The sequence below is a fragment of the Rhodococcus sp. KRD197 genome (genome assembly GCF_017168235.1).
In the GTDB taxonomy this organism is placed as follows: domain Bacteria; phylum Actinomycetota; class Actinomycetes; order Mycobacteriales; family Mycobacteriaceae; genus Rhodococcoides.
The window spans coordinates 46,894-72,817 of sequence record NZ_JABFAO010000004.1 but is presented as its reverse complement, the minus strand read 5'-3'; the positions used below and the strand labels follow the sequence as shown (position 1 = coordinate 72,817).

30 protein-coding genes are annotated in these 25,924 nt (G+C 63.0%); 10 read left to right on the top strand and 20 right to left on the bottom strand.

From position 1 onward, the window contains the following. The gene (locus tag J1M86_RS06460) at nucleotides 1–1,407 is read right to left on the bottom strand and encodes a glucose-6-phosphate dehydrogenase (NADP(+)) (RefSeq protein ID WP_206509268.1); all 1,407 of its coding nucleotides are present in this window, start codon (nucleotides 1,405–1,407) and stop codon (nucleotides 1–3) included. 38 nt (nucleotides 1,408–1,445) lie between these two features. On the opposite strand from J1M86_RS06460, the gene J1M86_RS06455 reads away from it, so the two are divergent. After that, nucleotides 1,446–2,045: a hypothetical protein gene (locus J1M86_RS06455; protein ID WP_206509267.1), complete on the top strand. Its 600-nt coding sequence runs from the start codon at nucleotides 1,446–1,448 to the stop codon at nucleotides 2,043–2,045. Here the strand turns inward: J1M86_RS06455 and J1M86_RS06450 are convergent. After that, nucleotides 2,042–2,614 (bottom strand): isochorismatase family protein, encoded by a 573-nt coding sequence (locus tag J1M86_RS06450; protein ID WP_206509266.1) that lies wholly within the window; start codon nucleotides 2,612–2,614, stop codon nucleotides 2,042–2,044. The genes J1M86_RS06455 and J1M86_RS06450 overlap by 4 nt on opposite strands. 22 nt (nucleotides 2,615–2,636) lie before the next feature. Here J1M86_RS06450 and J1M86_RS06445 point away from each other — a divergent pair, with 22 nt between their 5' ends. Continuing rightward, on the top strand, nucleotides 2,637–3,449 hold the full coding sequence (locus J1M86_RS06445; RefSeq protein ID WP_307786542.1) for an MOSC N-terminal beta barrel domain-containing protein: 813 nt from the start codon (nucleotides 2,637–2,639) through the stop codon (nucleotides 3,447–3,449). A gap of 72 nt (nucleotides 3,450–3,521) precedes the next feature. Here the strand turns inward: J1M86_RS06445 and J1M86_RS06440 are convergent, their stop codons facing one another. Next, complete coding sequence (locus J1M86_RS06440) at nucleotides 3,522–4,379, bottom strand: asparaginase (protein ID WP_206509264.1); 858 nt, start codon at nucleotides 4,377–4,379, stop codon at nucleotides 3,522–3,524. Nucleotides 4,380–4,412: 33 nt separating this feature from the next. Continuing rightward, nucleotides 4,413–5,852: an aspartate ammonia-lyase gene (aspA, locus tag J1M86_RS06435; RefSeq protein ID WP_206509263.1), complete on the bottom strand. Its 1,440-nt coding sequence runs from the start codon at nucleotides 5,850–5,852 to the stop codon at nucleotides 4,413–4,415. Between the two features lie 92 nt (nucleotides 5,853–5,944). On the opposite strand from aspA, the gene J1M86_RS06430 reads away from it, so the two are divergent. Then, a complete protein-coding gene (locus J1M86_RS06430; protein WP_206509262.1) occupies nucleotides 5,945–6,640 on the top strand; it encodes a FadR/GntR family transcriptional regulator in 696 nt (231 codons plus the stop codon). 26 nt (nucleotides 6,641–6,666) lie between these two features. Here J1M86_RS06430 and J1M86_RS06425 read toward each other — a convergent pair whose 3' ends face one another. The 3 genes from J1M86_RS06425 to J1M86_RS06415 all read right to left on the bottom strand — a co-directional run bounded on the left by J1M86_RS06425 (nucleotide 6,667) and on the right by J1M86_RS06415 (nucleotide 9,147). After that, nucleotides 6,667–7,236, bottom strand: a complete 570-nt coding sequence (locus tag J1M86_RS06425) for a hypothetical protein (protein WP_206509261.1) — start codon at nucleotides 7,234–7,236, stop codon at nucleotides 6,667–6,669. Between the two features lie 74 nt (nucleotides 7,237–7,310). Then, entirely contained in the window at nucleotides 7,311–7,988 is a 678-nt protein-coding gene (locus tag J1M86_RS06420) for a TetR/AcrR family transcriptional regulator (RefSeq protein WP_075838314.1), read from the bottom strand. An 88-nt stretch (nucleotides 7,989–8,076) separates the two neighbouring features. Then, on the bottom strand, nucleotides 8,077–9,147 hold the full coding sequence (locus J1M86_RS06415; RefSeq protein ID WP_206509260.1) for a ferredoxin--NADP reductase: 1,071 nt from the start codon (nucleotides 9,145–9,147) through the stop codon (nucleotides 8,077–8,079). Between the two features lie 97 nt (nucleotides 9,148–9,244). Between J1M86_RS06415 and J1M86_RS06410 the strand changes: the two genes are divergently transcribed. Beyond that, nucleotides 9,245–9,595, top strand: a complete 351-nt coding sequence (locus J1M86_RS06410; protein ID WP_206509259.1) for a DUF4873 domain-containing protein — start codon at nucleotides 9,245–9,247, stop codon at nucleotides 9,593–9,595. Continuing rightward, the gene (locus J1M86_RS06405; protein ID WP_206509258.1) at nucleotides 9,592–10,572 is read left to right on the top strand and encodes a diiron oxygenase; all 981 of its coding nucleotides are present in this window, start codon (nucleotides 9,592–9,594) and stop codon (nucleotides 10,570–10,572) included. The genes J1M86_RS06410 and J1M86_RS06405 overlap by 4 nt, the downstream gene beginning before the upstream one ends. 8 nt (nucleotides 10,573–10,580) lie before the next feature. On the opposite strand, the gene J1M86_RS06400 is transcribed toward J1M86_RS06405, so the two are convergent. Continuing rightward, nucleotides 10,581–11,588, bottom strand: coding sequence for a diiron oxygenase (locus tag J1M86_RS06400; RefSeq protein ID WP_206509257.1), 1,008 nt, complete (start codon nucleotides 11,586–11,588; stop codon nucleotides 10,581–10,583). Nucleotides 11,589–11,767: 179 nt separating this feature from the next. Between J1M86_RS06400 and J1M86_RS06395 the strand changes: the two genes are divergently transcribed. Further along, complete coding sequence (locus tag J1M86_RS06395; RefSeq protein ID WP_206509256.1) at nucleotides 11,768–12,592, top strand: SDR family oxidoreductase; 825 nt, start codon at nucleotides 11,768–11,770, stop codon at nucleotides 12,590–12,592. A 7-nt stretch (nucleotides 12,593–12,599) separates the two neighbouring features. Further along, a complete protein-coding gene (locus tag J1M86_RS06390) occupies nucleotides 12,600–13,007 on the top strand; it encodes a nitroreductase/quinone reductase family protein (RefSeq protein ID WP_075838319.1) in 408 nt (135 codons plus the stop codon). 74 nt (nucleotides 13,008–13,081) lie between these two features. Here J1M86_RS06390 and ligD read toward each other — a convergent pair whose 3' ends face one another. Together ligD and J1M86_RS06380 are read right to left on the bottom strand one after the other, a co-directional pair. Then, complete coding sequence (ligD, locus tag J1M86_RS06385) at nucleotides 13,082–14,029, bottom strand: non-homologous end-joining DNA ligase (protein WP_206509255.1); 948 nt, start codon at nucleotides 14,027–14,029, stop codon at nucleotides 13,082–13,084. 58 nt (nucleotides 14,030–14,087) lie between these two features. Next, entirely contained in the window at nucleotides 14,088–14,324 is a 237-nt protein-coding gene (locus J1M86_RS06380) for a hypothetical protein (protein WP_075838321.1), read from the bottom strand. 165 nt (nucleotides 14,325–14,489) lie between these two features. Here J1M86_RS06380 and J1M86_RS06375 point away from each other — a divergent pair, with 165 nt between their 5' ends. After that, complete coding sequence (locus tag J1M86_RS06375; RefSeq protein WP_206509254.1) at nucleotides 14,490–15,539, top strand: alpha/beta fold hydrolase; 1,050 nt, start codon at nucleotides 14,490–14,492, stop codon at nucleotides 15,537–15,539. 3 nt (nucleotides 15,540–15,542) lie between these two features. Here the strand turns inward: J1M86_RS06375 and J1M86_RS06370 are convergent, their stop codons facing one another. The 4 genes from J1M86_RS06370 to J1M86_RS06355 all read right to left on the bottom strand — a co-directional run bounded on the left by J1M86_RS06370 (nucleotide 15,543) and on the right by J1M86_RS06355 (nucleotide 18,208). Continuing rightward, nucleotides 15,543–16,055, bottom strand: a complete 513-nt coding sequence (locus J1M86_RS06370) for a flavodoxin domain-containing protein (RefSeq protein ID WP_075838322.1) — start codon at nucleotides 16,053–16,055, stop codon at nucleotides 15,543–15,545. A gap of 26 nt (nucleotides 16,056–16,081) precedes the next feature. Then, a complete protein-coding gene (locus J1M86_RS06365) occupies nucleotides 16,082–16,297 on the bottom strand; it encodes a hypothetical protein (RefSeq protein ID WP_206509253.1) in 216 nt (71 codons plus the stop codon). Between the two features lie 127 nt (nucleotides 16,298–16,424). Next, nucleotides 16,425–17,264: an ABC transporter permease subunit gene (locus J1M86_RS06360; protein WP_075838324.1), complete on the bottom strand. Its 840-nt coding sequence runs from the start codon at nucleotides 17,262–17,264 to the stop codon at nucleotides 16,425–16,427. Next, nucleotides 17,261–18,208 (bottom strand): ABC transporter ATP-binding protein, encoded by a 948-nt coding sequence (locus tag J1M86_RS06355; protein ID WP_206509252.1) that lies wholly within the window; start codon nucleotides 18,206–18,208, stop codon nucleotides 17,261–17,263. The genes J1M86_RS06360 and J1M86_RS06355 overlap by 4 nt, the downstream gene beginning before the upstream one ends. A gap of 321 nt (nucleotides 18,209–18,529) precedes the next feature. Between J1M86_RS06355 and J1M86_RS06350 the strand changes: the two genes are divergently transcribed. Further along, on the top strand, nucleotides 18,530–19,348 hold the full coding sequence (locus J1M86_RS06350; protein WP_075838326.1) for a DUF559 domain-containing protein: 819 nt from the start codon (nucleotides 18,530–18,532) through the stop codon (nucleotides 19,346–19,348). Between the two features lie 97 nt (nucleotides 19,349–19,445). Here the strand turns inward: J1M86_RS06350 and J1M86_RS06345 are convergent, their stop codons facing one another. After that, nucleotides 19,446–19,913 (bottom strand): hypothetical protein, encoded by a 468-nt coding sequence (locus J1M86_RS06345; RefSeq protein WP_206509251.1) that lies wholly within the window; start codon nucleotides 19,911–19,913, stop codon nucleotides 19,446–19,448. Next, on the bottom strand, nucleotides 19,910–21,487 hold the full coding sequence (locus tag J1M86_RS06340) for an MFS transporter (RefSeq protein WP_206509250.1): 1,578 nt from the start codon (nucleotides 21,485–21,487) through the stop codon (nucleotides 19,910–19,912). Before J1M86_RS06340 ends, J1M86_RS06345 begins: the two co-directional genes overlap by 4 nt. 106 nt (nucleotides 21,488–21,593) lie before the next feature. On the opposite strand from J1M86_RS06340, the gene J1M86_RS06335 reads away from it, so the two are divergent. Continuing rightward, nucleotides 21,594–22,160, top strand: coding sequence for a TetR/AcrR family transcriptional regulator (locus J1M86_RS06335; protein ID WP_075838328.1), 567 nt, complete (start codon nucleotides 21,594–21,596; stop codon nucleotides 22,158–22,160). On the opposite strand, the gene J1M86_RS06330 is transcribed toward J1M86_RS06335, so the two are convergent. The 4 genes from J1M86_RS06330 to J1M86_RS06315 form a co-directional block, all read right to left on the bottom strand. Beyond that, on the bottom strand, nucleotides 22,157–22,780 hold the full coding sequence (locus tag J1M86_RS06330; protein WP_206509249.1) for a dTDP-4-dehydrorhamnose 3,5-epimerase family protein: 624 nt from the start codon (nucleotides 22,778–22,780) through the stop codon (nucleotides 22,157–22,159). The two genes, J1M86_RS06335 and J1M86_RS06330, sit on opposite strands and share 4 nt — an antisense overlap. Continuing rightward, the gene (locus J1M86_RS06325; protein ID WP_206509248.1) at nucleotides 22,777–23,898 is read right to left on the bottom strand and encodes a DegT/DnrJ/EryC1/StrS aminotransferase family protein; all 1,122 of its coding nucleotides are present in this window, start codon (nucleotides 23,896–23,898) and stop codon (nucleotides 22,777–22,779) included. The genes J1M86_RS06330 and J1M86_RS06325 overlap by 4 nt, the downstream gene beginning before the upstream one ends. Before the next feature lie 65 nt (nucleotides 23,899–23,963). Continuing rightward, nucleotides 23,964–24,833 (bottom strand): glucose-1-phosphate thymidylyltransferase RfbA, encoded by an 870-nt coding sequence (gene rfbA / locus J1M86_RS06320; protein WP_075838401.1) that lies wholly within the window; start codon nucleotides 24,831–24,833, stop codon nucleotides 23,964–23,966. A 205-nt stretch (nucleotides 24,834–25,038) separates the two neighbouring features. Further along, the gene (locus tag J1M86_RS06315) at nucleotides 25,039–25,800 is read right to left on the bottom strand and encodes a response regulator transcription factor (RefSeq protein ID WP_206509247.1); all 762 of its coding nucleotides are present in this window, start codon (nucleotides 25,798–25,800) and stop codon (nucleotides 25,039–25,041) included. Nucleotides 25,801–25,924: the final 124 nt, after the last annotated feature.

Below are 25,924 nucleotides of genomic sequence, written 5' to 3'. Positions count from 1 at the left end.
TCAGCGCACCAACCATCCGCAGGGGGCAGCGAGCTTGTCGGCCCCCTGCGGTCCCATCGATCCCGGTTCGTATGACTGGACCTCCGGTGGGTCGTTCAGCAACGGCGCGGCAACCTCCCACACCCGCGCGAGCCCGTCCGGCCTGGTGAAAAGCGAACGGTCCCCGCTCAACACGTCGAGAATCAGTCTCGAATACGGCGACAGGGGCTCGGCGTCGGGCACGGACCGCAGCGGTAGGGACAGGTGACCGACCGACAGGTCGAAAGCCGGGCCAGGCTCCTTCACCGTCATCGCGACGTCGATCTCGCCGTTCCCGGACAGATCGAACGAGAGCACCGTTCCGTCGTGCGGGAGATCGGTGAGCGGGCTGCTCGTCGGCTTGCGGAACACGAGCGAGACGCGCTGTGCGCCCACGCCCAACATCTTGCCGGTGCGCAGCAGAAAAGGGACTCCGCGCCACCGGTCGGTGTCGACCCACAGCTTGGCCGCGACGAAGGTATCGACGGCCGAGTCGGCTGCCACCCCGTCCACGTCACGGTAGCCGTCGTACTGGCCCAGAACCACTTCAGCAGTATCGATGGGGCGGAAGCACCCGATGACCGTTTCGCGCGCCGACTGCAGATCATCGGCACCCAGCGAGGCAGGCGTTTCCATCGCTATCTCCGCGGCCACCTGAAAAAGGTGAGTGACGAGCATGTCCAGCACGGCACCGGTTGCGTCGTAGAACTCGGCTCGGTCGTCGATGTCGAGGGTCTCGGGCACGTCGATCTGCACCTGCTCGATGTGCTCGGCGTTCCAGATGCCGCTGATCATTCCGTTCGCGAAACGCAGCACATGCAGGTTCTGTGTCGCTTCCTTTCCGAGGAAGTGGTCGATGCGATAGACCTGCTTCTCGTCGAGCACGTCGTGCACCACCCTGTCGAGCTGCTCGAACGCCTTCTGCGACGTGCCGAACGGCTTCTCGTACACCACCCGGGCACCGTCGGCGAGCCCGTGCGCACCGAGAGCCGTGGTGTATTCGACGAAGGTGTTCGGCGGAAGCGCGAGATAGTGCACGAGCTGGGCGTCGCCGATCTCCTTGCGACCCGCCTCGACCACACTGGGGAGATCACCCGCGTCCTCGGGAGTGAAGCCGTTTCCGGCGAACCGGAGTCGCTCTGCGAACCCGTCCCACTTTTCGTCACCGAGATCGGAACCGAAATCCTCGATCGACGAGTGCACGTGATCACGAAACTCGTCGTCTGAGGTCTGGTGTCGGCCGTTGCCGATCAGCAGCCACTTCTCCGGCAGTAGTCCTTCGACGAAGAGTTGATAGAACGACGGCAGAACCATCCGCTTCGCGAGGTCACCGGTAGCGCCGAACAGAACGAAGATCGTGGGTTGCAGAGTCGCCATGAAATCCATCATGCACCGCCCCGCCGTTGCCCGTGGCTACAGTCGGAGTGATGGAAAGGTCACGGTTCCACGGCGAGATATTCGGGATAGGCACCGAGGCGGGCGTCCGTGTGGTCATCGGGCACTGGAACGACTCACCTCTGGGCGAGTTCACCGATGTCATGGTTCAATTCGCCGACGGCCACCGGTTGCTACTGGCGCCGACCGAAGCGGTCCGCGAATTCGTCACCGCCACGTACACGTTCGACGAGACATACCTGACGCCGGTCGAATTCACCCGGCTCGGCAACCACGTGGACCTGAGCGCGGACGATCTCCGTGTGCGCCTGACACTCGGCGGGCCGACCGCCCTCGGCAGACTCCTGCACCTTCTGCCCTCGGCGATCTCGACGGCGCCCTGGTTCTGCACCATCTCCGACCCCATCGCCCGAGTGGTCCTGCGCGGCGTCCGCACCCGAGGCAGCGCGGGCAACGGCCGTCGCAAGTACTACGGCGCCCGGCACCAGCACCGCATCACCGCCGCCGAAACATCTTGGCGCGGCGAGGAACTCGGGAAACTGACACCCGTCACTCCCCCGGTGACATTCGGATTCGGCAGCACCCCCACCGCACCCTCGGTCACCTCGATCACCACGACGATCGACGCCTAGATCAGCGTGGCTCCGGCCGCCCGCAACTCGCTCAGCGACGCGTCCGAGGACTCAGCCGCCACCCCCGCGACCATGGCGGTGAGGATCCGCACGTTCAGGCCCAGAGACAACGCGTCGAGACCCGAGGCCTTGACGCAGAAGTCCGTCGCGAGCCCGACGAGGTCGATATCGGTCACCTCGTTGCGACGGAGCACCTCCGGCAAAGTGATCCCCTCGTCGGTGATGCCCTGAAACGCCGAGTACGAGGGCTTGCCCTGCCCCTTGTAGACGTGCACGTCGACCGCGCCGGTGACGTAGTCCGGGTGATACTCGGCGCCCTTCGTGCCGGCGACGCAATGCACCGGCCATGTGGTGTTGAAGTCGGGCGCCGCGTCGACGGCGAAGTGGCCACCGTTGTCGTTGTCACCGTCGTGCCAGTCACGTGAAGAAACAACGAGGTCGTACTCGTCGCCTTCCTTTGCCAGCAGCACGCTGACCTTGCGCGCGATCTCGCCGCCGCCCTCTATCCCGAGCGCGCCGCCCTCGGTGAAATCGTTCTGTACATCGACTACCAGAAGTGCACGTGTCATGGGTCCCAGTATCCTCGCCTCTGTGAGCGCGACGGTATCGGAACTCGTGTGCTATCCGATCAAGGGATGCGTCGGGCATTCACTGCGCACGGCGCGGATGACCTCGAGGGGAATCGAGCACGATCGTGCCTTCATGATCGTCGACGAGAACCGAAGCTTCCGCAGCCAACGGAGCGACCCCGTTTTGGCGTTGATCCGCCCGAACATCGACGGTGACACGATCACGCTCGAGCATCCCGAGTTCGGCATGGTGTCCGCGTACATCGACCTCCGTTCCGACGCCGAGGAGGTGACGATGTTCCGGCGACCGCTGCGCGGGATCGATCAGGGCGAGGACGTCGCAGCGTGGTTGAGCAAGCTCATCGGTGAGCACTCTCGGCTGGTAGCGGTGCCCCCGGAATTCGACCGCGTCACCGACGGCCACGTACCCGGAACCGCAGGGTTCGCAGACAGCTCGGCGGTGCACATTCTCTCGGACACGACGTTGGACGCACTGAATTCCAGGCTGGGGCATGCACTTCCGATGAACCGCTTTCGGCCGAACATCGTCGTCACCGGCTGGGAGTCACCGCACACCGAGGATCTGGTGCGTGAGATCGCCGTCGGCGACAGCGTGCTGGCCTACACCAAACTCGCGATCCGCTGCCCGGTGACCACCGTCGAGCAGAGCCGAGGTGAGCGCGACGGCCCGGAGCCGTTGAAGACCCTGGCGACATACCGCACAGCGCGACAGAAGGGTGTCGCCTTCGGAGCCAAGTTCTCGGTTGTCCAGGAAGGCATGCTCTCGGTCGGAGATGAGGTCAATGTGGAGACCTGGGGCGCGTCGGAACTGTAGGGGGCCGTGTCTGGCGCTCCACAATCTTCGAATTCTTCCGGGATTCCGTCAAAATCGAAAGGTTGAGGAGCGTCAGACACCCTCTGCGATCTGCACCGCCAACGCAATTCGCGCCTGGCCCGCCCTCAGCAACGGCGAGAACACCGCACCCGCCTGCACGAGGTCGGCTCCGCCTCCGCCACCGCCATAGGTGGGCGCGATCGGACCCATCGGCACCCGAGTGGTCACGACTACGGGAATGCTGCACTCACGCACCGCTGCCACGACCTCGGCGTTGGTGTTGCCGGACCCTGTTGCTTCGAGCACGATTCCCTGCGCACCCGCAGCGACGCACGCGTCGATCGCCACCGAGTCCGCTCCCGGATACAGCGCGACGATATCGACCCTGACACCGGCGATGCGCACACGCGGCACGACGCGTCGAGGCTCGGCTGCACTGACGAACGCATCCAGATTCGAGGTGTGCGCCTTGCCGAGGCCTCTGGCCTGCAGAATCCTTCCGCCGAACGCCACCAGTACACCGCGTCCGCGATTGCCTCCATCGCGGACAGCTTCCACCGCCGCGCTCACGTTCGCAGGCCCGTCGGGCTCCGGGTGATCTGAGGTGCGCTGCGCTCCGGTGAACACCACGGGACGCGGATCGTCGTGGAAAAGGTCGACGAGCAAAGCGGACTCTTCCATCGTGTCGGTGCCGTGCAGGACGACGACACCCGAGCACGCTGGGTCTGCGAGCGCATTCGACACAGAGTCGACGATGCGGTCCATGTCCGCGAAATCGAATGTCGAGCTGTCCTTGGACATCACCTCCCGAACCTCGACGTCGGAGGCGAATTCCAGGGGCATCGGACCGCTACCTGGGCGACTGATTCCTTGGGCGTCGCGGCTACTGGCGATGGTTCCGCCGGTGGTCAAGATTACTATGCGGGACAAGCGATCTCCCCTGTCGTTGTCGGGCTCTCGAAACTACCTCGTCGAGGTTTCGGGTGCGTCGGCATGCTCGGTGGGCACGACCCTGAGGTTGGCGAGATGCTCGGGGCTGAGCAACCGGTCGAGTTCGACGCGTCCGAGCAGCTTCTTCTCGAGTACCAGATCGACGACATTGCGCCCGGTCAGCAGTGCTTCCTTGGCTATCGCCGTGGACTCGACATACCCCAGGTGTGGGCTGAGCGCGGTGACGAGGCCGATCGAGTTCTCGACACGCTCGCGGAGTAGGTCGACGTTGGCGGTGATGCCGTCCACGCACCGGCTCGCAACGGTGCGGCAGGCTGCACCGAGGTGGGCCATGCCGTCCGAGAGCGACTTGACGATGATGGGCTCGAATGCGTTGAGCTGCAGCTGCCCTGCTTCTGCCGCCATGGTGATGGTGACGTCGTGGCCGATCACCTCGTAGGCGACCTGGTTGAGTACCTCGGGGATGACGGGGTTGACCTTGCCCGGCATGATCGAGGAACCGGCCTGCACTGCTGGGAGGTTGATTTCGTTGAGCCCTGCGCGTGGCCCGGAAGACAGCAACCGGAGATCGTTGCAGATCTTGGACAGCTTGACTGCGACACGCTTGAGCACTCCCGACAGGTGAACGAACTGCCCCACGTCCTGCGTCGCCTCGATGAGGTCGGTGGCAGATACGAGCGGCAGACCGGTCTTGCGTCGCAGGTGTTCCACCGCCGACGCGGTGTACCCGACGGGGGCGTTCAGCCCGGTGCCGATAGCTGTTGCGCCGAGGTTGATTTCGTGTACCAGCAGGGCTGCTTCTTCGAGGCGGCAGCAATCCTCGTCGATCATGATCGCGTAGGTGCCGAACTCCTGGCCCAGAGTCATCGGGACCGCATCCTGCAGCTGCGTGCGCCCCATCTTCACGACGGTGGCGAACTCCGTCGCCTTGCGGCGGAAGGCGTCGCGCAGAATTTTCATGGATTCGATGAGTTCGTGCGCTGCGTAGATCGTCGCGATGTTGACGGCCGTCGGGTAGACATCGTTCGTCGACTGGCTGGCGTTGACGTGCTCGTTGGGGTGCAGGTGGCTGTACTCGCCGTGTTCGTAACCGAGGATCTCGAGCGCACGGTTGGCGATGACCTCGTTGGCGTTCATGTTGGTGGACGTACCTGCGCCGCCCTGCACCACGTCGACGACGAATTGTTCGTGCCAGCGTCCGTCGAGGATCTCCTGGCATGCCTGACGAATGGCCTCGCTGCGGGTGGCGTCGAGGATGCCGAGTTCTTCGTTCGCCGATGCTGCAGCCCACTTGACTGCGGCCAGACCTCGGACGAGGTGGGCGTTGGTGGAGATGGGGCGTCCGGTGATCGGGAAGTTCTCCAGTGCGCGCAGGGTGTGAATGCCCCAGTACGCGTCGTTGGGGATCTCGCGTTCGCCGAGAAGGTCCATCTCGACACGGGTATCGACCACGTTGCGCTCCTGTTTGTCTAGCTGTCCGGCTGTCTGACAGGTTCAGTGTGGGCCATGCACCGTCGCCAGTCAACCCGTGGCACCATGAGGCCATGGACCTGTCGGACAGCTGGGCGGTCAGTCAACCGACCGCAACGAGAATGAGCGCCGCCGAAGCCGTCTTCGCCGACATCCGCGACGCCATCGTCTCCGGTCGGATCGCAGTCGGCGAACGCCTTCCCGCCGAGGCCGCCCTGGCCACCCGCCACGGCGTCAGTCGATCCGTCGTCCGCGAGGCCCTACGCTCGTGCACCGCCCTCGGCCTGACCGAAACAAAAACGGGCAGAGGCACATTCGTGATCCGCGACCGCATCAACGCAGACCTCGACATCGGCAACTACGACGCCCGCGAGCTCATCGAAGCCCGGCCCCACGTCGAGATCCCGTCCGCCGGTTGGGCCGCCGAACGACGCACCGACGACGAACTCCGAGAGCTCGAAACCCTCGCCGACCAGATGCGAATCGAGGACGACCACCGCGCCTGGGTACTACTCGACGGAAAGTTCCACACAGCAATCGCGCGGGCCAGCAAGAACCGCGTCTTCGAAGCCATCATCGTCGACATCCGCGGCGCGCTCACCCGTCAGTCGGAAACCCTCAACCTCGTCGCCCGACGCCAACGAGCATCCAACGCCGAGCACGACCGTATCGTCGCCGAGATACGCGCCGGCGACTACGACGCCGCCGCGAGGGCAATGGCCGACCACCTCGACGCCGTCCGCGGGGCCGTGGAATCCCTGCGGCGCTGAGGACATCCCCAGCCTGAACGAGAAGGTCAGCAGGCGAAGTTCGGGTCACCGTTCGAAGCGTCGAGTCGAGCCAGCTCGCGGCGGGTGGCATCGTCGACCCGAGCGCGAACAGTGGGCCGATATCCGGCGATGAGGGCAACCTCGACGAAGTGATAGAAGAAGATGAGCAGGATCGGTACAGGGTTCTTGCTCATGCTCGCGCAGGACAGATTGCGCGCCGTGTCGTCGCGGCCGTTCTCGCCGATGCGATGTCCGAGTACCAGCTGGATCGTGAAGGTCACGGCGAACGCGGCGCTCGATGCGACGATCGCCCACAGACCGAGGTCGGCGAGCAAAGTGCTGGCCACGAACCAGATTGCCACGAGCTGCACCGACCAGAGCAGACCGAGAAACAGCTCTGCCGTGCAGTACAGCGCGCCGATGAGCGCGACGGCGACGAGGCCCGCATCGACGGGCCCCACATCGACAACCGACAGCAGTCCCAGTACGGCCCCGAGTTCGATAGGGATGCATATCCAGTGGACCACGCGATTGAGAAGACTCTGATGGTAGGCGTAGTGGACGCCCATGCGCTCTATCCAGTCGAACCGAACCACTGCTCCCCCTCCGGATCAGCGAACCGGAACCGAGGGTATCGCATACCTGCAGTCCGGGTGCCGAATCGGCGCTATCACACGGCGTCGGACCGGAACTGCGCGTCCCAGCTGTCCGGCACCGGTGTGTCGAGGTCGATCGACAATCCTGACCGACGCGCCCTGGACACGATCATCTCCGATATCACCGGCATGATCTCTCCGACGAACGCGGCGGTGTCCATGCGTGGATCCGACGACTCCAGCCACCATGCGGCAGCGCCCGTGACAGCGCCGACCACCATGGAGGCAAGCAGCGCGACATCGTGATCGGGCTGGCCCGGTGCAATGGTGGCGGTGAGAAGAGGCTCTATCAGATGAGCAACCGTCCGCGAGTTCTCGGCCGTGTATGCCCCGGCATTCTCGACGCCGAAGAAGAGGTATCGGCTGAGATTGGGATACGTTTGGATCAGCGACGCATACCCAGAAAGGGCCGCGCCCAGAAGATCTCCCAATGTTTCGGGTGTTGTGTCGCTCAGTCGAAAGAGCTCGGCGACCACATCGTCACGCGCACGCTCGGCCACGGCCTGCATGAGTTCGGACTTGTCGACGAAGAATCGGTAGAGCGCCGGCTTGGGTACGCAGGCCCGCGCAGCGATCTCGTTCATCGTCAGCTGCGGCCCGATGTCCTCGATGGCATCCTTGGCAACATCGACGATGCGCCTGCGTTCGGCCGCTCGGTGTTCGGCCCAGCGTTCGGTTCGAGCGTCGGGCATTGCTCGGCTCCTTGAATTCGATTCGAGACTGTGTGTTCACCCAAAGCTCGTCACTCCGGGGGTGTCGACGATACCAATGGCGGCACCGTCACTGATCGAACGCGATTCCGACGTGATCGGAAACCGGGAGGGCTTGGCACGCCAGCGTCAGTCCGAGCCGAATGTCGGCATCCACCAGTGTCTGGTTGCGGATCATGCGGACCTCGCCGTCGACCACTCTGACCGCGCAAGCGCTGCACTCACCCTCCCGGCACGAGTACGGTGCGTTCAGTCCTTGGCCCAGCAGGACATCGAGCAATGTCCGATTCCGCGGCCAACGCAGGGTTGTTCTCTCGCCGCCCCGGTCGATCTCCAGTCCCGCGGGTTCGGTGGCTTCAGCGTCTGAGCGTGCATCGATGTCGACGAACGGATCGCCCGAGAGTGATCGAAACCTCTCGACATGAATGCGGCCCGGCGGTGTCCCGATCAGTTCGAGCGCCGAAGTCGCGACGTCCATGAACGGGCCAGGCCCACAGACGAACGCGTCATACCGGTGATAGGCGCCGAGCCGCTGCACCAGCGCGTCGACAGTCGGACGACCGTCCTCCGATTCGAGCCAATGGTCGACGAACAGGCGGTCCGGGAATTCGATCATCATGTCGTCGAGGTCGCTACCGAAAATGACGGTTCCGCGGTCTGCGTTCGCGAAGAACAGGTACACCGTCGCGGAGCCGCCGAGTAGGGCCGAGGTGAGGATCGACATGAGCGGGGTGATTCCGCTGCCCGCCGCGATCAACAGCAGATCCGCATCCAGCGAACCGGGAGAGAAACGACCCGAAGGAGGTAAGGAGGCAAGGGTGAGTCCGGGACGGGCGTTGTTGCACAGCCAATTCGAGGCGTAGCCCCCGAGTGTGCGCTTCACGGTGACCACCAGACGGTCGTCGAGGTGCGGGGAACTCGACAGTGAGTAGCACCGCGCCGCCGGCGTGTGCTCGCTGGGCACTCGCAGAGTCAGGAATTGGCCCGGTCGGTAACGGCAGGTGTCCAGGGAACGCTCCGGCACGTCGAACACGATCGACACGGCCTCCTCGGTCTCCTGCACCACCTCGACCACCGTCAGTTCCAGGACGTCGGGTCGTAGCGGAGCGCCGGCAGGCTCGCCGGGGACGGATGTGTGCATGTTCGCCCTGTCTACTGTGCGCCACTGTTGCGAACCCACGGTATCGCATACCATCGGTTCGCGCCCCCTGTTGCGGGCCGACGCGAAGGAGTTGTCGATGATGTCGACGCACGAGATGTTTCCCAGCAGCCATCACGCCGGATCGCACTACCGCGGCCGAGCGGTGGTCACCATTCACGGGCGCGATATCGAGGTGGACGTGGAACTGAAAGGACGCCGCGAACCTATCGATGGCGTGTTCCGCTGGTTCGGCCGGATATCGGAGAACACCGCTCTGATCGAGATGGTGGGCGACGCCCCGCGGATCCGCGTGCGAATACGAACTCTTCACAGCGCCCGAGATGCCTGGATCGGTGATCTCGATCCATGGAACCGATTGCGGGTCACCGGAAAGAGCACGCCACCGTTCGAGGTTCCCACCGCCCTGTCGGCCGAGGAGAAGCAATGAGCCAGTCGAGCCACGGTTTTCGCCGTCCGGAGGTCGTCGGCGGTGGAGCTGTTCGCTTGCGCCGCAGTATCACCGATCGGCAGGATGCGGCGAGGCGATTGTTGTTCGAGGCCGCCGAGGACGTGTACGACGGTGACCTCGACGTCGATTGGGGCAGTGCACCCGTCCCCGACCTTCGATGGATGCCCGACGAGTTCTGCTCGCTGTTCGGAACCTCGGTATGGGATGCGATGACCGATGGCCAACGGCGGACTCTCGTCACCGCCGAGTTCGTCGAATTGATCGCGCTGGCAATGCAAATGGACTCCGTAGCGTCGATGATCGCGTTCAAGACGATTGCCCGAGATCGCGTCCTCGCAGACGATCGCGCCCGACTTCTCCTGACCGTAGTCGACGACCTGGCACGCAATGTCACCATGTACAGCAGGGTGATTGCCGCCACCGGCGTCGAACCCGCGATGAGTCGTCGCCGAACGACCCTCCCTGCCCGCTACTCGTTGATGCTCCCACGTAGAACTCTGGCGGTGTCGGTGATGCTGTTGAGCGCGCAGTTGCTCGGCGGCCTGTCCGCCGCCGTGGCCTTCGGAGACGAGGTTCAACCCCACTGCAAATACCTGTTGCAAATTCAGGCGGGCTCCGCGGACCGGGTGACGCGCTTCGCGCGCGCCGAACTCGACGATGCCGGGGTTGCTGGTCGTTCACGGTCCAGCTCGGTTCGGCGAACGGCACATTCGGCCGCGCACGCATCACTCGTGGTCTCGATCGGGTGGCGGTTGATCAGCGACGAGGCTTATGTGAGTGCAGGTGTGGACCCGGTAGTCGCCCGAGCCGCTGCGTCCGCGCGCGCGGTGCGCGCGCGTCGGCTCACCACGATCCTGGGTCCGCACCTTGCGATCTGCGACGAGGACGGTCTTGTCGACGGGCAGCTCGCCGGGCTAGTACTTCGGGCCGGCGGTCTGCGCGAGCGCGGGCGGTGATTCCCCGATCAGGAGCGCCCCGAGACCTCCGCCAGAATGTCCGCAGGTAGCGCACGAGAAAGCCGGTACAGGCGCGTTGTGACTACGCCGCGGATCATTCCGACTTCGTGCAGGTAACGCATCAACGGCTCGCACGCGAACACGGCGCGATCGCGGTATCGGGGGCTCGATACCGCGGTTGCCCAACCTCGCACGGGTGAGATCCCGACGCTGCGGTACACCGAGGGGTGGATGAGAGACTGCACCACGACGATTGCCTGTATCGCAGTGAGAACACGATGCAAGGCATTGCTCAGGGGTCCCCGTTCGTCGATGGATCGAACCAGTTCTTCACGCGCGTAGGTGATGTGGCGCGCCTCCTCGAGAACGTGAATCTTCATCATCTGCCGAAGGTGTGGCTGGATTTGCGGGTCGTCCATCATCTCTCGTTGCATTCGATCGAGAACCTCCTCCACGAGCAGGGTTCCCGCGTGGATCGACGGTCCCCGCGGCAGCAGTCCAGCGAAGTTCAACAAGATGCCGAGCACCGCCGGTTGCTTCACAGCAGGCAATCCCGTCTTGTCGATGATGCGCCCGAACATCGTCGAGTGACGCGTTTCCTCGGCCACCTCGGCCAGTGCGTACCGGCTGTGCCCCGTTGTCAATCGCCCACCCTCGACGACACCACGCAGGAGCATGATGCTCAAGAACAGCTCGGCCATGATTCCGTAACTGAGCACGGACACAGCCTCGTGCTTACCGAGCGTCAGTCTTTGCTCCTCGGTCAAGCTGTCCCATAGCCGTGTTCCGTAGAGCGAGTGCCTGTGATCGGCCACCCATTTCGCCCCGGGGACGGTGTCCGCCGACCAATCGATGTCGACCTCGCCGTCGTACGCACGATCGGCCGTTGAGCGCAGAAGCCGTTCAGCTGTCTGCTCCCTGTCTCCCACGGACTTTCGCGTCAGTGTCGAAACCCCGGCCCTGCTCAGTGCGTGCTGGCTCGGTGCGTGCTGGTTCGTCGTGTTCGGGGTGGTCATACCGACTCCCTCCGGGAGCGTCCGTCAGCGGTTGACAGGTCGAAACCAATGGTATCTGATACCGACGGTAGCAATCGTCCACCGGCGCGTTCGATCTGTCAATCGCGGGTGCGCTGTTCCATCGACGAAAGGGAATCCAACCCGATGAACGTCGCACATTGCCGAAGTGAGTACGCAGGATGAGCGCGGTCCTGATCAGCGGGGCCGGGCGCGGAATCGGACTCGCCTGCACGCGCAGGCTTGCTGCAGCGGGAACGACCGTCTATGCCGGAGTGCGGTCGGCGTCGCACCGGGACCTGCTCGGCGAGATCGACGGTGTTCATCCACTTCTTCTCGATGTCACCGAACCCGATTCCATCGCTGCCCTCGACGACGTACTTCCGGACCGACTCGACGCAGTGGTCAACAATGCGGGGATCGCGCTGCAGGGGCCGGTGGAGACGGTGCCACCGAACGATTTCACCGATCAGCTCGAGGTCAATGTCACCGGCCCACTGCGGTTGACGCAAGCGGTGCTGCCGAGAATTCGCGCCAGCCGCGGACGGATCGTCATGATTTCCTCGCTCAGCGGGCTACTGGCGACACCGGGGACAGGGGCGTACTGCGCCTCGAAGTTCGCCATCGAGGCGCTTACCGATGCGCTGCGTATCGAGTTGCGACCGTGGAAGATTCACGTCAGCTTGATCCAGCCGGGCACCACGCGGACCGATATGTGGACCAATGTGGTCGAAGAATTCGACGCGGTGTCCGACGCGATGTCAGCCGAACACCGTGAGCTATACGAGCCTCAATTGACCCGCATGCGTGGCCTATTGCCACGCATGCAGAAGCTGGCGGTGGATCCCGACAAGGTTGCCAAGAGCGTCGAACACGCGCTGACCTCGAGTAGGCCGCGACGACGCTACCGCTGCGACGCCGCAAGCCGTGCGCAGGTGCTCGCGACGTCCTGCGCACCGGCTGCGGTCACGGACATGATTCTGTCGGCCGCCACCAGAACGGGTTGACGACTCCATGTCGGCGGGTAGACGGAATGTGAGCCGCAAAAGCGTCATCACTGCACTTCAGCGGACACTGATCAATCCGATCAGCAGGCGCGTTCCCAGCGCGCACCTGATCGAAACTGTCGGCCGCAAGAGCGGTGAACCCCGCACGACTCCGGTCAGCGGGCGCCTCGACGGCGACGAGTACTGGTTCGTGTCCGAATACGGCCCTGCCAGTCAGTACGTCAAGAACATTCAGGCCAATCCCGAGGTGCGCATCAGAGTGAAGAACGTCTGGCGCAGCGGTAGGGCGGTACTGCGACCGGACGACGACCCGCGGCGACGGCTTCGGACCATCTCACGCAATGCGTCGGTCGTGGTCCGCGCCGTGGGCGACGATCTGCTGAGCATTCAGGTCGTATTGCGATCGACCGGTTGACATCGGCGAAAAGAGAGTGATTGATCGGGATAGCGCCAACAGCCGGGAGTCGAAGCGTCAGGGACCTTGGACGCTCACTCCTCCGACTCGGTGAGACCTTCCCGCTCGTCACGCTCGGCCCATTCGAGCAGTTGGTCCAGGGCGAACACGGCGTCGTCGATGCCCGCGTGCAGGTCGCCGAGTTCGGCGAATCGCTTGGGCACCGTGAAGATCGTGAACTTGTGCGGATCCACAGTCGCCACCTCGTCCCAGGAGATCGGGGTGGACACGGTGGCCTGATGGTTTCCGCGCACCGAGTAGGCGCTGGCGATGGTGTGGTCACGGGCGTTCTGGTTGTAGTCGACGAACAATTTCGTGGGGTCACGGTCCTTGCGCCACCACGTCGTCGTCACGTCCTCGGGTGCACGCCGCTCAACTTCACGCGCGAAAGCCAGTGCTGCCCTGCGCACGTCCTTGAAGCCGTGATCCGGTCGGATGCGTACGAAGACGTGCAGTCCGTGCCCGCCGGACGTCTTGGGCCACCCGACCGCGCCGAGATCCTCGAGCACCTCTTTCACCACACCCGCGACGCGACGCACTCGGTCGAACGGGCAGTCGGGCATGGGGTCGAGGTCGATGCGCCATTCGTCGGGCCGTTCGACGTCGGCGCGACGCGAGTTCCACGGGTGAAACTCGACGGTCGACATCTGCACCGCCCAGGCAACGTGCGCCAACTCGGTGACGCACAGTTCGTCGGCGGTGCGGTTGTAGCGCGGGAACGTGACGCGCACGGTTTCGAGCCACGGGGGCGCACCGTTCGGCACGCGCTTCTGGTGCACCTTGTCGCCGGCAAGCCCCTTGGGGAATCTGTGCATCATGCACGGGCGCTCCCGCAGCGCGCGCACGATTCCGTCACCGACGCTGAGGTAGTAGTTCACCAGGTCGAGCTTGGTCGCCCCGCTCTCGGGGAAGTACACCCGATCGGGGTTGGAGATGCGCACCGAGCGCTTGCCCACCTCGAGTTCGACTGCCGGAGATGCCATGCCAGCAAAGCCTAGGGCAAGCGTCCGAAAAGGTCATTCGACCGCGCTGGGGGTTCCCTCAACGGAGGTGCTTCGCTGGTGTCGCGACGAGATCTCGTGGATTGCGTACCGCTTGCGCTCGCATCATCAACTGAATTCGGTGTTCGACGATGCGAAGTTGCGCAGCCAGCGGGCTACGCATCAACGCTAGTTCGTACTCCATTCGACGGGACCACTCGGCTGGGAGGTCGGCGATCGTGCTGTGCGAGACGAAAACGTCCAATGGCGTCGACCGCGAGATATCGAAACCGGCCATGTCATCCTCTCCTCGAACAGCGACACGTAACCCACCCTCCGAAGGTGCGTTGCCCACCGCTACATCGTGTTCGCGAACGGCTCCCATCGATAGGGCCCAAAGTCACGTCCGCTGTCGACTTCGATGTCGTTCGGCCCTACGTGCGTGGTTGTGGCAGCGTCGAGGATGAGTGACGTACATAGCTCGATCGTCGAGAAGATCATCGGTGTCGAAATTGCGGAGGACCACATGACAAGAGCTGCTGTCGCACCCGGTATCGGCGCACCTGCCGTTCCATCCGGCGGTGACTCAGTTGTCGGACTTCGGAGCAAGCGGGATCCCGGAGCCAGGACGGTCATCATTCCAGCCGGCAACGACCGCACGCTCGAGGTGCTCGACGCGGGCCCGGAGGACGGGTTTCCACTCGTCTACCATCACGGCACGCCGCAAGCCGCGGTCCCTTTCCCGACCCTGGAACGCGCCGCGGCCGAGCACGGGCTCCGGGTCATCTCCTACTCACGCCCCGGGTACGGCGCGTCCTCGCCGCGCTCCGACGGCGCCACCACTGCGCAGGTCGGTGACGACGCCGCAGACACCGCGACGGTGCTCGACCACCTCGGTGTCGGCAACTTTCTCACGATCGGTTGGTCCGGCGGTGGACCCCGCGCGCTCGCGTGCGCAGCGCTGCTGCCCGACCGGTGCCTGGCGGCCGCCTGCTGCGTCGGCATCGCTCCTGCCGACGAGTACGACGGTGACATCCGTGACGGCATGGCCGAGGAGAACGTCGCGGAATACTCGGCGATCTTCGCTGGTGTCGAGGAGCTGGAGGCGTTCCTCGATATCCGGAAGGGATTCTTCGCCGTCACCGCCGAGCAGGTCGCGGAGGGATTGGGTGCGCTGGCACCGCCGGTGGACCGCGCCGCGCTGACCGGAGAGCTCGCCGAGTACCTCGCATCCTCGGTCAATGCGGCCGGCCGTCAGGGCATCGTGGGGTGGCGCGACGACGACCTGACCCACACCCGACCTTGGGGGTTCGACCTGAGCGAGATCCGCGTCCCAGTCTCCCTGTGGCAGGGCCGCCTGGACACCATGGTGCCGTTCGCACACGTGGAATGGCTGGCCGCCAACATCGCCGGGGCGCGAGCTCACCTCGTCGACGGCGAGGGACACATTTCATTGATGCAGAAGGTCCCGGCCATTCTCGAGGAACTCCGCCAGCTCGGCGGTGTCGAGTAAGGCTCAGCGCGCTTGTGGGGTCGAGGCTGACAAGGTGGCACAGATCGCGTCCGCCCACTCGTCGATGTCGGTGCGCGATCTGGTGTCTCCGTCATCGGCTTGAATCAGCTTCACCACGAGTCGCTCGAACCTCGACAGCTCCGACCGATCGAGCTTCCCCCCGAAAACTCGATGCTCGATCGCCCAGGAAGCCTCATTCCACTTCGACGATGTCGCTGAGGGTGCTTCCTCGTCTATCGGCCCGCTGGAGAACAACCACACGGGCCTGTTCTCGAGTTCGACGCGCTCTCGCTTGACCAGTGATCGCGCCTCCCGCAGCCAACGGCCCATATACACTCCGCTTCCGATGATGACGGCGTCGTACCCGGCGATGCCGTCGACGTCAGCGGCGTCGAGGACCTCTACCGTCACCGAATCCATTGCGCCGTCCAGTCTTTCGGCTATCGCGGATCCTAACCAGTGCCCGAGTTCGCGGGTGGAACCGTGCCGGCTTGCTGTGGCAATCAGGATTCGCATGATGTTCTTCTCTCGTATGGGAGTTCTCAGCTATGGAGCTGCATCGTCAGCCGGTCCACGGCTCTGCGGTACTGGACGTCATCGATGTCCCCACGTGCATAGCGCGCGGCGAACAACTCCTCCAAGGTGCTGGGACCGGCGATGCTGCCGCTCGGTTCCCAGATTCCAGAACGCGCGCCGAATCGGAGTGCTCCGAAGCTGAACACCGCCGCGAAGATGACGAGAGCGAGAACGAGTGCCATGCCGGATGGTCCTTGTCTGAAAAGGTGCGGGGAACTTGCCGTTACGTCCAGTCTGCAGATCGCCACCGTCCGGTGAATAGGGACTTGTGGCCCATACGGGCGGCCGAAGGTCTCGCTCCGTCCCTGCTCACGCGTCCCGGCGTCGGAGCAGATACGCCGCGAGGGCAAGCAACAGCACCGTCCAGATTGCCGCGACCCCGAAACCCTGCCAAGGGGTCAGAAGGTCATCGGGCGACTGTTGAGGAGAGGCGATGAGAGACCCGGCCTGAGAGGGTAGATATGCCTGAATGTACTTGCCGATGGTGCCGGGGATCAGCTGCGTCAATGGGGCCAGCACGAGAATGAACCCGATAATGCCGGTGATGGCTCCCGCCGTGTGCCGGACGATTGCGCCGACGGCGATAGCCATGACCCCGAGCAATGCGAGATACAAGCCCGCACCGATCACTGCACGCAAGACACCTGGATCGCCCAGGGACACCGACGCGCGAGAACGCATGATCGCCGATCCGAAGAAGAAGGTGGGAAACGATGCGATCTGACCGACCACGAAGACGACCACCATGAACACGCCGGATTTTGCGAGGAGGACCGGTATGCGCGAGGGGACTGCCAGGAGACTGGCCCTGATCGTTCCGCTGGCATATTCGCTGGTCACGACCAGCACACCGAGCACACAGACCGCCAACTGACCCAGCAGAAAACCAGCGCCGAGGATCTGCCGCGCCGGGTCGGCAATGATCTGCGCTTGCGCGATGGGATCCACGTTGTCCCAGTACGCCACGGTGAACCAGGTGAACAGGACCGTGAAACCTATGGTGAGCACTACCAGCAACACCAGCGACGCGATCGTCGAGCGAAGCGATATCAGCTTCGTCCATTCCGATTTCAAGAGTCCGACGACATCGGCGCTACGGTGGCTGTGCGTGGCAGGTGTCGCTGTGACGGGTGGTGAGGTGGTGCTCATGCCATGGCCTCTCCGCGAGAGTGTGAGACAACCGGCTGGTCGTCCTCATCCGAATCGGAGTGTGTGAGTGACATGAAGGCTTCCTCCAGCGATGCCTTCTGCGGCGTCAGCTGATAGATCACGATCTGCTGCTGTGCGGCAAGTTCGCCGATACGGCGTGCGGAAAGTTCGCTCACGGTGAGCGTCTCGTGATCGCGAACCTCGAAGTGTCCGCCGGCTGCCCCGATGGACGCGGCAAGTCTCTTAGAATCGGAGGACGCCACCAACACCGATGCCCGACTACTCCGGGCGATCAATTCACTGGGAGTGCATTCTGCGATCAACCTGCCGTGATCGATCACGACCAGATGATCTGCAGTCTGCGCCATTTCGCCCATGAGGTGGCTGGATACGAACACGGTTCGCCCCTCCCCCGCCAGGTGCTTCATCAGATTGCGCATCCAGTAGATGCCCTCCGGATCCAACCCGTTGATCGGTTCGTCCAAGATGAGCACCGACGGGTCTCCGAGTAGTGCCGCGGCGATCCCCAATCGCTTCCGCATGCCGAGAGAGAACCCACCCGTACGTTCGCCGCTGACGTCGCGCAGGCCGACGAGCTCGAGAACCTCCGTGATGCGCTTGTTCGCAATCGACTGTGTCTGAGCAAGATAGAGGAGATGGTTGTATGCCGATCGGCCAGGATGGATGGCTTCGGAGTCCAACAGAGTTCCGACGGTAAGCAGTGGCCGACTCAGATGCGCGTAGTCGAGGCCACCGATTTTCGCGCTGCCACCGCTGGGGTGATCCAACCCCACGATCAGTCGCATGGTGGTCGACTTGCCCGAACCGTTGGGTCCGAGAAATCCTGTGACGGCGCCTGGATCTACGACGAACGACAGGTCGTCGATCACCAGTTTGTCCCCATAGCTCTTGCTCAGAGCGCGCACCTCGATCGGATAGTTCATCGCGAATCTGCGTTTCCTGCGCTAGCCCTCATCGTCGTTTCCTTTGCCCGGCTGCTGGTGCCGTGAGTTTCGCCCGACCACCATCAGACCTTCCGCGACGTGCTCGACGCAGCGGTACAAAAGCACCGCCATCAGGGACCTTGGTCGTCTGTTCGCGGGTGCGTGAGTGCGCACAAGTCGCCTCGTAGCGTCACATCCGGCCCCGCGGACACGATTTGTGTGCACGCACGCCCTACCACAAAACCCACCGAGTCCAATCGGTTGTACACAGGCTGTGGATAGATTTCGATCCGAAACTCGACTTCCTGCAATCGTGTTCGCATGGGGGTTTACACACGCGAGTCGCTGCTGCATTCAGGCCTGAGCCGTCGGGCTCTGTCTTCGTTTCATCGAGTGCTTCCGCAGATCTATTCGGACACCGAGCCCAGCTATCTCGACCGCTGCACTGCGCTGACGCTGTGGAAGCCGACTGCGGTGCTCAGTCACGCGAGCGCCGCCTGGATGTGGGGTCTGACCGAAGAACCGGCACTCGTCGAAGCAACAGTGCCACTGGGTACCCAGGTCCGCGGCCCGCAATGGGTTCGGTTGCATCGACGGACAGTGACCAAGCAGGCGAGAACGAACGGCTTGCCGGTGGTCCCGATCGAGCACTGCCTCATCGACGTCGCCACAACTATGAAGCGGCCAGACCTCGAGGCGCTGTTCGACGCCGCAATCGGACAACGAGTGAACTGGCGCGCGGTCGCACAGATGTGCGCGGAGTCCTCCGGTCGACACGGAATCGCCGCCGTCCGCGAACAACTGCGCACGTGCTGTCCGATGACCAGATCCGAACCGGAGCGCGCCGTCGCTCGTGCACTGACAGCACGCAACTTCCGGCTCGAGATCAACACCAAGATCGGACGATACTACGGGGACCTGGTGTGTCGTCGCGCCAAGGTGATCGTCGAAATCGACGGACGCGAATTTCACATCGAACCCGAACCGTTCAACAACGATCGCAAACGCCAGAACGCGTTGATCGCCGACGGTTGGCGCATCCTCCGCTACTCGGCCGCGACAGCGATGGCGTACCTGGACGAAGTCGTGGACGAGATAATTTCGGTGGTACGACAGCGTCGGAGAAGTCGCCGTGCATGAGTGCACACAAGTTGCCCCGCAGCGTCACATCCGGCCCCGCGGACCCGACTTGTGTGCAGCCAGGCACGCGGGCCACAGGCACATCAGCGCCGACTGCCTAGTCGATCTCTACCGACATGGGACGACACAGCGCAGCGCTTGCAGTGTGCAGATTGCTCGCCATTCGATCCAGAGTGGTGCGGGTGGTCTCGTAGTCGGCTTCGGAGACGCCCTCGGTCGCAATTTGCATGGTTCGATTCTGTGTCTGCATCATTCGATTCAGCAGTTCTTCACCCTGGTCGGTGAGGACCATGATCCGCTCGCTGTCCGTTGCTCCCTCCACGTCGATCCAACCGTTCTCGGTCAGCGAGGACAGAAGCTCGGCCAACTCCGCGTCACTGTAGAACGTGCGCGCCTCGCTGGTGAACGTTGACAGCAGGAGTTTGCGGTCGCCGAACGCGGTCCGCAACGCCTGCCAATGTGCACGGCCGACCCCATGCTCTGTTCGAAGAGCGGTGTCGACATAGTCGTTCAATTCGTTGTCGAATTGCTTCACCAAGTAGCCGAGAGGTTGATCGCTGCTCATGAGTGGGACTCCTTAGCGTACGAGTTACTGTCGGCCCGAACCGACGTGGATTCGGCGTCCGTCGACTCGCCGCGCATCAACACCGGTACAACGACAGCGAGTGCGAGCATCACCACGGAGCCTGCTGTTGCGGCGACCGACAATCCGGATGTGAACGCTTCCGCAGCATTCTCGAACAGTGCATTTCCAACCTCCTCGGGCAGACTTCTCGAGACCTCACGTGCACTTGCGAAGGACTCTTCAGCAATCGCGGGGACATCTGCAGGCAGATCGAGTGATGTTTTGTACACCGTTGCTCCGATCGAGCCCATCAGCGCGATACCCAACGCGCCACCGAATTCGGATCCGGTCTCCTGGATCGCTGATGCCGCCCCTGCGCGATCCGGGGGTGCGGCCGCGACGATGGCGTCGGTTGCCAGGGTCATGACCGTCGTAACTCCCGCGCCGAGCACGACGCCGCCGCCCACGATGATGGACAGGCCGTCCGCCGCCGGTGTGAATGCGATTACGCCCAGCCCGGTGGCAGCCGCAACGAAACCGATGCTCATCGCCGACGCGGTGCCGACCCATCCGCGCAGCTGCGGTGCGAGCATCGAACCGGCCATCGCTGCAATGGTCATCGGTATCATCCACAGCGCGGCTCCGAGCGGGCTGAATCCAAGTGCCAACTGAAGGTACTGCGCGAGGTACATGTTGGGTCCGAGCAACACCATGATGCCGAGTGTCACGGCCACGAGGGCTCCGACGAAGCGCCTGCTCTTGAAAAGTGTCGTGTCGACGAGTGGGTCGGTGGCCGATCTCTGGCGTACGAAGAACAGCGCGGCGAATACGGCCCCCGCCGCCAGTGAGATCGAGCTCTTCACGTCCCAACCCGTGATTTCGGCGGCATGTTTCGCTGCATAGACGATTGGCAGAACAGCAGCCATCGACAAGGTGGCTCCGGCGATGTCGAAACGTGCAGACGACGGATTGCGGAACTCGGGAACGAGAATGGGGGCTGCAATAAGGAGTCCGATCAGGAACGGGACGTTGATCAGGAACACCGAACCCCAGTCGAAGAAGTTCAGCAACGCGCCGCCTGCGACCGGTCCGAGAGCCCCTCCGCCCGCGAAGGCTGCGGTCCAGACCCCGATCGCCTTTGCTCGCTCGCCCGGATCCTCGAACATGTTGCGGATCAACGACAGGGTCGACGGCATGAGTGTTGCGCCACCGAGCCCCATCAGCGCGCGCGCAGCGATGAGCATCTCGGGGCTTGTGGAGAATGCCGCCAAGACCGAGGCCGCGCCGAACACCACCGCGCCGATGAGCAGGATCTTTCGGCGACCGAACCTATCGCCGAGATTGCCCATCGTGATCAGCAGGCCGGCGAGCACGAAGCCATAGATATCGAGTATCCACAACATTTGGCTACTCGTCGGGGCCAGGTCAGCCGTGATGACCGGGATGGCGAGATAGAGCACGGAAAAGTCCATCGAGGTGAGCAGGACTGGCACGACCAGCACCGCCAGCGCTGCCCAGCGCGCAGGATGTCCGGTTGCCGACTTTTCGCTCGTGCCGAAAGCAGGTGCGTTCATGTCATACTCCTTCTATGCGGATGCCTCCTCCGGATTAATCGGAGACACCCTCCGCTTATAATATGGAGGCAGCGTCCGCTTAAGTCAACAGCTGAGGGAGAAACTCATGAGCGCTCCGGCCGGCCGGCCGCTGAGAGCGGACGCAGTACGCAACCGAAACGCGGTCGTTCAGGCGGCCCGGAGGGCGTTCGTCGATCGAGGGGTGGAGGCCCCACTCGAGGACATTGCAAAATCAGCCGGCGTCGGACCCGGCACGCTCTATCGCCACTTCCCGACGCGTTCGGACTTGATTGCCGCGGCCGTCGAGGATCACGTCGAAGAGCTTCGACGCGCGGTGGATCGCCTGAACACACCCTCGTACGACGCGTCGGATGTACTCCGAGACTGGGTGCGGCTGTTGTCGGACTACTCGGGTGCGTACGGCGGACTGGCCGACAGTGTGCTGGCTGCGAGTTCGCGAGGCGGATCACTCGGCGAGATCTGTCGGGAACTGGAAGATCTCACCGAAGCCGTACTGAAGCGCGTCCGCGCCACAGGACGCGTACGGGACGACGTCGTCGGCGAGGACGTGTTCGTGCTCGCGAACGCGCTCGCGTGGGCGAACGGCCACGATCCCGAGGGAGTTCGCGCGGACTACCGTCTCGAAATCCTGATGCGGGGAATCGCGAATTAGTCATACAGTCCCTTTTCGGCGCGGCGACACTGCTCCATGTTCGGCAGAAGGCCACTCTGGAGAGACATCTCCAACGTCGGAGCGGCGCAGTCGCGTTCGGACCGCGCGAACTGCATTTTGTTCACGGGAAGCGGTAGCCCGATGCGAGGATCGAGTGCCGCCACCGATTGCTCTTGCTCAACCTTGTACGGCGCCGACATCAGATAGCCGACCACAGAATTGTCTTCCAAGGAGAGCAAGCCGTGCCCGACGCCAATCGGCACGTAGATCGCGTCTGCTGCAGCTCCGGTGAGCGTCACACTCTGCCAGCCACCGAAAGTAGCCGAGTCTGTCCGTAGATCGACCAGAAAGTGCTCGGTGTGGCCGCGCGGACAATAGACGTACTTTGCGCGGCCGGGTAGCACGCTGGTGTGGTGAATCCCGCGCAGTACGCCACGCATCGACACGTTGTGGCTAATCTCGCGGACCGGAAACAGTGGGCGACCTGTTCTTTCGACGAAGCGGGTCGAAGTGAACTGGGTGGCGAAGCTTCCTCGCTCGTCGTGGTGGGCATCCGCTCGGAGCACCTCGACTCCGTCGATCCGAGTTCCGAGGACAGGGCGCCGACCGACGGCGGTCACAGCCCTGTGATCACTTCCCTGAGGGCGGCGATGACCCCTCCCTGTTCGGACTCGGACAACGAGGGATACATCGGCAACGAGAAGATTTCGGTCGCGAGCTTTTCCGTGACGGGTAGAGATCCGGATTCGTAACCGAGATGCGCAAAGCCGCTCATCGTGTGCACCGGCCACGGATAGCTGATGTTGAGTGAGATCTCGCGGTCTGCGAGTGCGTCGAGTATGGCATCTCGCTGGGGGTGTCGTGCGACGTATACGTAGTACACGTGACTGTTGCCCTCATTGGTCTTCGGCAACTGTAGTCCACCCGGGCCTTCCAGGTCACCCAGTTCTTCAGCGTAGCGGCGTGCGATCGAATTTCGCGCCGCGATGTAGTCGTCGAGGCGATGGAGCTTTCTTCTCAGTATCTCAGCTTGAAGTTCGTCGAGTCGAGCATTGTGCCCAGGGCTTCGAACGACGTAGTAGGTCTTTTCCATCCCGTAGTAACGGAGTTGCTTCAGTGCGCGGTCGACCTCGGAGTCCGCGGTGACCACGGCGCCGCCGTCTCCGTATGCGCCGAGGACTTTGGTCGGATAGAAGGAGAACGCGGACGCAGCCGACATCGTTCCGGCGATTCTTCCGTTGTAGCGCGCCCCATGCGCCTGTGCACAATCTTCCACAATCGCGATATCGTGTTTGTCGGCGATTCTTCGAAGCGATTCCATATCAACGCACTGACCGTAAAGATGCACGGGCAGAATAGCTTTCGTCTTCGGCGTGATTGCAGCCTCGACCTGAGTGGTGTCCATCAGAAAGTCCTGCTCGCGGACGTCGACGAACACCGGGACTGCACCGGCGCCTACGACTGCCACGACCGTCGGTGCGGCGGTGTTGGACACCGTGATCACCTCGTCACCCGGACCCACACCCACTGCCTCCAGGGCGAGCTTCACTGCGTTGGTGCCGTTGTCGACTCCCGTGCAGTGTGGTGCGCCGTGGTATCGGGCAAATTCGTCCTCGAAGCTGCTAACGCTGTCACCAAGAACCAAACGACCGGATTCGAAGACGGTATGTACAGCGTCCAGGATATCGTCTCGTTCCTTGGCATACTCGGGCAGATAATCCCATACACGCGTTGTCATTCGGCTTCACTCCTTGAATTCGAGTTGGCGAGTTCGTAGTGCTTCAGAGCTGACTGACTCCGGCGTCACTGTCCGGAAGCCACGTCCATGACATATTGCCCGTAGGGGGACTTGGCGAGCTGCTCTCCCAGGCGATAGCACTCGTCCTTGTCGATGAAGTTCATTCGGAGCGCGATCTCCTCGAGACATGCGATCCGTACCCCCTGTCGTCGTTCGAGGGTCTCGACGTATTGCCCTGCATCGATAAGGCTTTCATGCGTTCCGGTGTCGAGCCACACGAATCCCCGGCCGAGCTCCACCAGCTGCGCGCGTCCTTCACGCAGATAGGCGAGGTTCACGTCGGTAATTTCCAGTTCCCCACGAGCGGATGGTTCCAGCGTCTTCGCAATGTCCACTACATCGTTGTCATAGGCGTAGAGGCCGGTGATTGCGATATTCGACAGCGGCGCAGTGGGTTTTTCTTGGATATCGATCAGAGCTCCCACGTCGTCGACTTGTGCCACGCCGTATCGCTGCGGGTCACGGACGGGGTATCCGAACAGAACGCACCCGTCGACACCGCTGGCCGTCTTCTGCAGCGTGGAACTGAACCCCGGTCCGTGAAAGATGTTGTCACCCAACACTAGCATCACGGATTCATGCCCGATATGGCGTTCGGACAGCAGAAAGGCGTCAGCCAGTCCCCTCGGTTCGGCCTGCTCCACATAGGAGATGGCGAGACCGTAGCGCGATCCGTCGCCGAGCAAACCTTCGAATGCCGGTAGATCACGAGGGGTGGTGATGATCTGAATATCGGTGATACCGGCAAGCATGAGCACCGACAGCGGATAGTAGATCATCGGTTTGTCGTACACGGGAAGAAGCTGTTTGGAGACGCAGAGGGTTATCGGATGCAACCGTGTTCCGCTTCCGCCCGCCAGTATTATTCCTTTCATCACTTCAGAGTCCTCACTTTTTCGCCATTCGACTCCGATGACCGAAGTGTTCGTGCCTCGGGATAGTCCGACGCACACGACAATCATCGCGGGGCTGCGGTGTCGACACAAGACCGCCGGTGTCATGGCGAAGTCAAACTTCGTCAAGAACGCGCCGATTCGGTATCGTCCGTACAGCCGTGGATATGCAGTGATGCAACTATTTTCAAGTCGAAGCACGAACGAGACTACGATCGTTCATGGTTCGACTCGCGATGTCGTAGCCAAGCCGGAAGCCGACGCCACGAACTGTGATGATCCAATCGGCGGACCCCAGCTTGCTGCGCACACTGCTGACATGTGTGTCGAGCGTTCGCCGGGACCAGCAGTCACCCCAGACGCGACGCATGATCTGCTTGCGCGCCAGTACGCAACTGGGCGACGACGCGAGCAGATGAAGAAGATCGAATTCCTTGGGAGTCATCGAGATCGGTCTTCCATCGAGGTATACCTGACGCGCGGGTACTTCAATATGAAGGGGCCCATGAGTAATAACACGGTCGGCCGGGTGTGACGAATGTTGGGCTCGGCGGCTGACGGCGTTCATTCTCGCGAGAAGTTCACGGAAGCGATACGGCTTGACCAAGTAGTCATCGACGCCGGCTTGAAAACCGAGAATCAAGTCCAACTCGGTCTCACGCGCGGTGAGCGCGATAAGGGGAACGTCGCTGATAGATCGAATACCTCGGCATACCTCGAGCCCGTCAAGATCCGGTAGTTCCAAGTCCATCAGGACAATGGACGCATCCTCGTGAGCACGAAGTGCCTCGTCCCCCGTGGCGACGCAGTTGACCCTGTGGCCGTGCCGTTCCAAGCCTCGCGCCAACGTCTCGGTATGCGGGAGGTCGTTCTCGACGATCAGTACGTTCGACACCTGAATGTCGGCCGCAGATACACCGTTACCGTGCCATGTTCCCTTGGCGCTCATCGTGTCCAGCATCTATTCCCCGCCTCGATTGAGTAGTTCAATGTCCCGGAAGTCACTGCTCGCTACATACACGTGCGCCGCGCGGCAGCGGGCGGCCCAAGGTCCGATGCAATCTCGGCGAGCG

What these genes read in the sequence shown, in the direction of transcription:
- J1M86_RS06335 (WP_075838328.1), top strand. Translation starts at nt 21,594, where the DNA reads ATGAGCGCTCCGGCCGGCCGGCCGCTGAGAGCGGACGCAGTACGCAAC.
- J1M86_RS06340 (WP_206509250.1), bottom strand. Translation starts at nt 21,487, where the DNA reads ATGAACGCACCTGCTTTCGGCACGAGCGAAAAGTCGGCAACCGGACAT.
- J1M86_RS06395 (WP_206509256.1), top strand. Translation starts at nt 11,768, where the DNA reads ATGAGCGCGGTCCTGATCAGCGGGGCCGGGCGCGGAATCGGACTCGCC.
- J1M86_RS06345 (WP_206509251.1), bottom strand. Translation starts at nt 19,913, where the DNA reads ATGAGCAGCGATCAACCTCTCGGCTACTTGGTGAAGCAATTCGACAAC.
- J1M86_RS06380 (WP_075838321.1), bottom strand. Translation starts at nt 14,324, where the DNA reads ATGGCCGGTTTCGATATCTCGCGGTCGACGCCATTGGACGTTTTCGTC.
- J1M86_RS06350 (WP_075838326.1), top strand. Translation starts at nt 18,530, where the DNA reads ATGGGGGTTTACACACGCGAGTCGCTGCTGCATTCAGGCCTGAGCCGT.
- J1M86_RS06400 (WP_206509257.1), bottom strand. Translation starts at nt 11,588, where the DNA reads ATGACCACCCCGAACACGACGAACCAGCACGCACCGAGCCAGCACGCA.
- J1M86_RS06460 (WP_206509268.1), bottom strand. Translation starts at nt 1,407, where the DNA reads ATGATGGATTTCATGGCGACTCTGCAACCCACGATCTTCGTTCTGTTC.
- J1M86_RS06370 (WP_075838322.1), bottom strand. Translation starts at nt 16,055, where the DNA reads ATGCGAATCCTGATTGCCACAGCAAGCCGGCACGGTTCCACCCGCGAA.
- J1M86_RS06365 (WP_206509253.1), bottom strand. Translation starts at nt 16,297, where the DNA reads ATGGCACTCGTTCTCGCTCTCGTCATCTTCGCGGCGGTGTTCAGCTTC.
- J1M86_RS06455 (WP_206509267.1), top strand. Translation starts at nt 1,446, where the DNA reads ATGGAAAGGTCACGGTTCCACGGCGAGATATTCGGGATAGGCACCGAG.
- J1M86_RS06410 (WP_206509259.1), top strand. Translation starts at nt 9,245, where the DNA reads ATGATGTCGACGCACGAGATGTTTCCCAGCAGCCATCACGCCGGATCG.
- J1M86_RS06375 (WP_206509254.1), top strand. Translation starts at nt 14,490, where the DNA reads ATGAGTGACGTACATAGCTCGATCGTCGAGAAGATCATCGGTGTCGAA.
- J1M86_RS06415 (WP_206509260.1), bottom strand. Translation starts at nt 9,147, where the DNA reads ATGCACACATCCGTCCCCGGCGAGCCTGCCGGCGCTCCGCTACGACCC.
- J1M86_RS06325 (WP_206509248.1), bottom strand. Translation starts at nt 23,898, where the DNA reads ATGACAACGCGTGTATGGGATTATCTGCCCGAGTATGCCAAGGAACGA.
- J1M86_RS06420 (WP_075838314.1), bottom strand. Translation starts at nt 7,988, where the DNA reads ATGCCCGACGCTCGAACCGAACGCTGGGCCGAACACCGAGCGGCCGAA.
- rfbA (WP_075838401.1), bottom strand. Translation starts at nt 24,833, where the DNA reads ATGAAAGGAATAATACTGGCGGGCGGAAGCGGAACACGGTTGCATCCG.
- ligD (WP_206509255.1), bottom strand. Translation starts at nt 14,029, where the DNA reads ATGGCATCTCCGGCAGTCGAACTCGAGGTGGGCAAGCGCTCGGTGCGC.
- J1M86_RS06315 (WP_206509247.1), bottom strand. Translation starts at nt 25,800, where the DNA reads ATGAGCGCCAAGGGAACATGGCACGGTAACGGTGTATCTGCGGCCGAC.
- J1M86_RS06355 (WP_206509252.1), bottom strand. Translation starts at nt 18,208, where the DNA reads ATGAACTATCCGATCGAGGTGCGCGCTCTGAGCAAGAGCTATGGGGAC.
- J1M86_RS06450 (WP_206509266.1), bottom strand. Translation starts at nt 2,614, where the DNA reads ATGACACGTGCACTTCTGGTAGTCGATGTACAGAACGATTTCACCGAG.
- J1M86_RS06430 (WP_206509262.1), top strand. Translation starts at nt 5,945, where the DNA reads ATGGACCTGTCGGACAGCTGGGCGGTCAGTCAACCGACCGCAACGAGA.
- J1M86_RS06405 (WP_206509258.1), top strand. Translation starts at nt 9,592, where the DNA reads ATGAGCCAGTCGAGCCACGGTTTTCGCCGTCCGGAGGTCGTCGGCGGT.
- J1M86_RS06390 (WP_075838319.1), top strand. Translation starts at nt 12,600, where the DNA reads ATGTCGGCGGGTAGACGGAATGTGAGCCGCAAAAGCGTCATCACTGCA.
- J1M86_RS06360 (WP_075838324.1), bottom strand. Translation starts at nt 17,264, where the DNA reads ATGAGCACCACCTCACCACCCGTCACAGCGACACCTGCCACGCACAGC.